A 3,216-nucleotide genomic window follows, 5' to 3' on the forward strand; every position below is an offset into this window, starting at 1 on the left:
GGGGTCGCGGTGCTGCCGCTGGCCGGACCGGACGTGCGGCAGCGGGCGTTCGCCTGCACCCGGCGCGGGCGCGAGGTGTGGCCGCCGCTGGCGCTGGTGCTGGGGTTGCTGGCGCGCTGACGCCTTGTGGTGCGAACACCCGACAGCGTGGTGCTCGCCACCGCATTAACGTGCGGGACGGTGAATCGCGGACTGCCCGCGGATTCCGGGTCTCACCTCCCTCGTCCGAAAGGTGTTCCTGTCATGCGCATTCGACTCGTGCTGCCCTTGTTCGCGCTGCTGGCGGCGTTCGGCACGGCGGCGGCCGCTCCGGTCGCGGCCGATCCGGTGCAGGTGATGGCCGCTTCCGACGCCTGTTACTCGTGGGGGCGCACGCTGGCGCAAGGCGCGTCCGGCGAAGACGTCCGCCAGCTGCAGATCCGGGTCTCCGGCTATCCGGGCTACGGCGGGGTCCTGGCCCTCGACGGCCAGTTCGGGCCGGGCACCAAGGCCGCGGTCACCCGCTTCCAGCAGGCCTACGGGCTCGCCGCGGACGGCATCGCCGGGCCGGCGACGTTCGGGAAGATCTACCAGCTGCAGGACGACGACTGCACGCCGGTCAACTTCACCTACGCGGAACTGAACCGCTGCAACTCGGACTGGTCGGGCGGCAACGTCCCCGCCGCGACCGCCAAGGCCAACGCGCTGGTGTCGATGTGGAAGCTGCAGGCGATGCGGCACGCCATGGGCGACCACCCGATCGTGGTCAACGGCGGTTTCCGCAGCGTCGCCTGCAACAACGCGGTCGGCGGCGCGGCCGCCAGCCGCCACCTCTACGGCGACGCGGTCGACCTCGGCGCCGGGACGCAGGGCTTCTGCGGACTGGCGCGGGAGGCCCGCAACCACGGGTTCGCCGAGATCCTCGGGCCGGGCTACCCGGACCACAGCGACCACACGCACGTGGCGAACCGCTCGACCCGCTTCTGGTCGGCGTCCGCCTGCGGAATCTGACGCAGCCGGGTCGTGAGTGTTTGGTCGGGTTAGAACCCTACTGAACACTCACGACCCGGCCACAGGGTCAGCGGCGCACCAGTTCGACGACCGGGATGAGCCGGTCGACGTTGGCCTGGTATTCGCCGAACTGGGGACGCTTCTCGACGTTCTTCGCGTAGATCTCGTCCCGCTCGGGTCCCTTGATTTCGGTCGCCCGCACGGGAAAGGTCTCGTCGCCGAGTTCGACGGTCACGTCAGGGTGGGCCATCAGGTTGTAGTACCACCCCGGGTTCTCCGGCAGGCCGGCCTTGCTGGCGAAGACGAACAGGCGCTCGCCCTCGGCGTAGCAAGCCAGCGGGGAGACGCGCTCGACGCCCGACTTGGCACCGAAGTGGTGCACCAGGATGAGGGTTTCGCCGGCGAACCCACCGCTGAGTTCGCCGCCGTTGGCGCGGTACTCGTCGATGACTTTGGCGTTGATCTCGTCGAAATCGGGCATGGCTCCCTTTCTCCGAACCGCGGTGTCACCGCCAGCCTATCGGGGGCCGGGGATTTTTCAGGCCGCCGTTTCGGCGGTGGCGGTCAAGACAGCACGACTGAGGATGTGGCCCGCCATGGTGAAGCCGAGGACGGCGGGCGTGGTGTCGGCCGGGACGCCGATGGTGTCGACGTCGAGGGCGTGCACGACGACGAAGTAGCGGTGCGGCCCGTGCCCGGCGGGCGGGGCGGCGCCCAGGTAGCGGGGCGCGCGGGCGTCGTTGGGCAGTTGGAAGGCGCCCTCCGGCAGGCCGGAGCCGGTGTCGTCGCCGGCGCCCTCCGGCAGTTCCGCGACGGTCGCCGGGATGTCGGCGACCGCCCAGTGCCAGAACCCGGAGCCGGTGGGGGCGTCGGGGTCGTAGACGGTGACGGCGTAGCTCTTGGTGCCTTCCGGTGCGCCGCGCCAGCTCAGCTGCGGGGAGCGGTCTTCGCCGCCCGGGACCCCCGAGGAGAACTGCGCGCGGGGCCAGGCGGCGCCGTCGGCGACCGTGGTGCTGGTGACGGAGAAAGCGGCCGCTTCGGGGAGGCGGGCGAACGGGTCGTTGACGGTCATCGGTGTCCTTCCAGGTGCTCGTATCATCGACGATAGTACAGATAATCGATTATTGACCGCAACATCTATGCTCCTGGTCATGGGTCAGATGCTGTCGGAGCAGGTCTACGCACACCTGCGGGACGCGATCATGCGCGGGGACTACGCCCCCGGCGAGGCGCTCAAGCCCCAGGACCTCGCCCGCGACCAGGGCGTGAGCCTGGCCGTCGTGCGCGAGGCGCTCGTGCGGGTGGTCGGGGAGGGCCTGGCCGACCGGCTGCCCAACCGCGGCTTCGCCGTCCCGGAGTTCTCCGACCGGCGCTGGCAGGAGATCACGGAGGCCCGCCGGACGGTCGAGCCGGTCGTGCTGCGCCTGTCGGTGGAGCGCGGCGACGTCGATTGGGAGGCTCGTGTGCGCGCCGCGCACCACCGCCTCGCCCGCACGGAGCCGTACGCGCCGGGGGAAGGCGAGCACTACAGCGCCGCGTGGGCCGAAGCCCACCGGGTCTTCCACCGCACCCTGCTGGACGGCTGCGGCAACGCGGCCCTGCTCGAGACCTTCGACCGCATGTGGGCGGCGAGCGAACTCGCCCGCCGCTGGTCGGCCTTGCGCGCCCCGGACCGGGACGCCGTCGGCGAGCACCGTGGGCTGGAAGAAGCGGCCTTGAACCGCGATGCCGACAAGGCGGCCGAGCTGCTCGCCCGCCACCTCACCCTGACCGCGGCCGCCCTCGACGGCTGACGGCGGCGCTGGGGGCCCGCTGACCGGCGGCTCGCGATGTCATGAATGGGTCATTCACTTCACCAGACGACATGAATGACTCATTCATGTCATCCCCGCGCCGCCGGGCAGCCCACGCGGCCGGCCTGCGGCCCGATCACCCGCTCGCCGGCGCGCGACTTTGCCGGGATCCTGTCGGCGGACGAGGTGAAAGGGGCGTGCATGACGTCCGGTCCCGGAACCCCGGCCACGAACCCGACCGGCCGGGACCCGTTGCCGCGAACGGGTTTCACGGGCCGGCGAGGCCGATCGGCAACGTCGCCGCCACCCCCTGCGCGTGCCGCCCGTCGAGGCGGTCCACCGACAGAGCCCACTCGCCGGCCACGCGGGTCAGCTCACCGGCCGCCGCCTCCAGCGCCTCCGGACCGGCGGCCGCGAGGCGGACCGTCGCCTC

General features: G+C 71.6%; 4 protein-coding genes. 2 read left to right on the top strand and 2 right to left on the bottom strand.

Annotated features, from left to right (window positions below; translation table 11 throughout):
* Positions 1 to 243: 243 nt before the first annotated feature.
* Positions 244 to 990, top strand: a complete 747-nt coding sequence (locus tag G3I65_RS02985; RefSeq protein WP_160694495.1) for a D-Ala-D-Ala carboxypeptidase family metallohydrolase — start codon at positions 244 to 246, stop codon at positions 988 to 990.
* A 67-nt stretch (positions 991 to 1,057) separates the two neighbouring features.
* On the opposite strand, the gene G3I65_RS02990 is transcribed toward G3I65_RS02985, so the two are convergent.
* Both G3I65_RS02990 and G3I65_RS02995 read right to left on the bottom strand, forming a co-directional pair.
* The gene (locus G3I65_RS02990; protein WP_160694497.1) at positions 1,058 to 1,471 is read right to left on the bottom strand and encodes a nitroreductase/quinone reductase family protein; all 414 of its coding nucleotides are present in this window, start codon (positions 1,469 to 1,471) and stop codon (positions 1,058 to 1,060) included.
* Positions 1,472 to 1,528: 57 nt separating this feature from the next.
* A complete protein-coding gene (locus G3I65_RS02995) occupies positions 1,529 to 2,062 on the bottom strand; it encodes a YbhB/YbcL family Raf kinase inhibitor-like protein (protein WP_160694499.1) in 534 nt (177 codons plus the stop codon).
* An 88-nt stretch (positions 2,063 to 2,150) separates the two neighbouring features.
* Between G3I65_RS02995 and G3I65_RS03000 the strand changes: the two genes are divergently transcribed.
* Positions 2,151 to 2,783, top strand: coding sequence for a GntR family transcriptional regulator (locus tag G3I65_RS03000; protein ID WP_160694502.1), 633 nt, complete (start codon positions 2,151 to 2,153; stop codon positions 2,781 to 2,783).
* The last annotated feature ends 433 nt before the right edge of the window (positions 2,784 to 3,216 follow it).

It is taken from the genome of Amycolatopsis sp. SID8362 (assembly GCF_010550475.1).
Classification (GTDB): Bacteria; Actinomycetota; Actinomycetes; order Mycobacteriales; family Pseudonocardiaceae; genus Amycolatopsis; species Amycolatopsis eburnea.